Genomic DNA, 1,154 nt, shown 5'->3' with positions numbered 1-1,154 from the left:
GGCCACGACCCGGTCGGCGGCCTCGCGGACGGCGCTCAGCAGCGGCCTGAGCGCCTCGGTGGCCTGCAGGTTGCGCAGCCCCGGCGTGTTCGGGGCGCCCGCCGCGGGCCGGTTCCATAAGACCATTTTGTAATCGTCTGACCGTCTGACCACATGACGGTTCGAGTGTTCGCAGGGAGAGACGGGATGGGACTGACCGCGAGGATCCGTACCCGGGACGGATGGGCCGTGTCGCACGCGGTCGTCACGGTGACCGACATGACCGGCAGCCAGGTGCTGCGCGCCGAGGCCGACGACGAGGGCACGGTCCGTGACCCGAACCCGCTGGCGCCCGGGGCGTACACCGTCATCGTCACGGCCGTGGGCTACGCGCCCGCCGCCGCCAGCGCCATCGTCACCGCCAGCGGCCGCGCCGAGATCGGCACGGTCACGCTGGCCCGGCAGGGCGGCACCGAGCTGCCGCCGCCCGGCCCGTGGACCGTGGACCCGGCGCACTCCACGGTCGGCGCGGTCGCCCAGCACCTGGGCATCTCCAGCGTGCGGGGCCGTTTCACGGACTTCTCCGCCGCCATCGAGATCGCCCCGGACGACGTCACCAAGTCCCGTGTCCAGGCGGTCATCCGGGCCGCCTCCATCGACACCGGCAACGACATGCGCGACACCCACCTGCGCTCCGCCGACTTCCTGGACGTCGAACGCCACCCGGAGATCACCTACGTCTCGACGGGCGTGACGGCGGCGGGCTCGGACCGCTGGACGGTGCACGGTGAGCTGTCCCTGCGCGGTGTGGTGCGCCCCGTCGACCTCGACCTCGCCTACCTCGGCACCGGCGCCGACCCCTGGGGCGGCACCCGGGCCGCGTTCCGCGCGACGACCGAGCTGCACCGCGAGGACTTCGCCATGAACTACAACCAGGTCGTCCAGGCGGGCATCGCCGCGATCGGCACGACCCTGAAGGTGGAGCTGGAGGTCCAGGCGGTGCAGGGCGAGTCGCTGCCGCAGGCGTGAGGCCGGCCCCAGGGTGGGCCCACCAGGGACAGGCTGAGCGGGCGCCCCGGCCCTAGGGCCCTTCTGATGGATCTCCGTGGAAGAAGGAGCGGCGTTCGGTGCGTGCGATCGGCGTGCGGGGTGGCGGGTCATGTGGCGGAGCCACC

Annotated in this window: 1 protein-coding gene; it reads left to right on the top strand. The window is 73.0% G+C overall.

What is annotated here, in order from left to right:
* The first annotated feature begins 186 nt into the window (after positions 1-186).
* A complete protein-coding gene (locus AB0958_RS45190; RefSeq protein ID WP_366896304.1) occupies positions 187-1,008 on the top strand; it encodes a YceI family protein in 822 nt (273 codons plus the stop codon).
* Positions 1,009-1,154: the final 146 nt, after the last annotated feature.

Source organism: Streptomyces sp. NPDC006655, from assembly GCF_040703965.1.
In the GTDB taxonomy this organism is placed as follows: domain Bacteria; phylum Actinomycetota; class Actinomycetes; order Streptomycetales; family Streptomycetaceae; genus Streptomyces.
The sequence above is the reverse complement of the archived record's forward strand: the minus strand, read 5'-3'. Positions and strand labels throughout refer to the sequence as shown.